The sequence below is a fragment of the Gordonia sp. UBA5067 genome (assembly GCF_002414845.1).
GTDB classification, from domain to species: Bacteria; Actinomycetota; Actinomycetes; order Mycobacteriales; family Mycobacteriaceae; genus Gordonia; species Gordonia defluvii.
The window spans coordinates 9,302-9,659 of the sequence record NZ_DIAX01000080.1; the positions used below are offsets into that span (position 1 = coordinate 9,302).

The 358-nt window shown below is 64.0% G+C and carries 1 protein-coding gene; it reads right to left on the reverse strand.

Annotation, left to right across the window (positions count from 1 at the left end; genetic code table 11):
- Positions 1–358 (reverse strand): AAA family ATPase (locus B4M62_RS13100; RefSeq protein WP_290713746.1); only part of this gene is annotated, 358 nt, incomplete at both ends.

Here is a 358-nt window from a genome sequence, read left to right on the forward strand (position 1 = left end):
GAGGGCGGCGTCCTTCTCGATGTATTTGCGGTATTCCTCGAGCGTGGTGGCGCCGACCAGGCGCAGTTCACCGCGGGCGAGCATCGGTTTGATCATGTTGCCGGCATCCATCGCCGAATCACCGGTGGCACCGGCCCCGACGATCGTGTGCAACTCGTCGATGAAGGTGATGATCTGCCCGGCAGAGCCCTTGATCTCGTCGAGGACGGCCTTGAGTCGCTCCTCGAATTCGCCGCGATATTTTGCGCCGGCAACCATGGCGCCGAGGTCGAGGCTGACCAGCGTCTTGTCGCGCAGGGATTCGGGAACGTCGCCCTCGATGATGCGCTGGGCAAGGCCCTCGACGACGGCGGTCTTG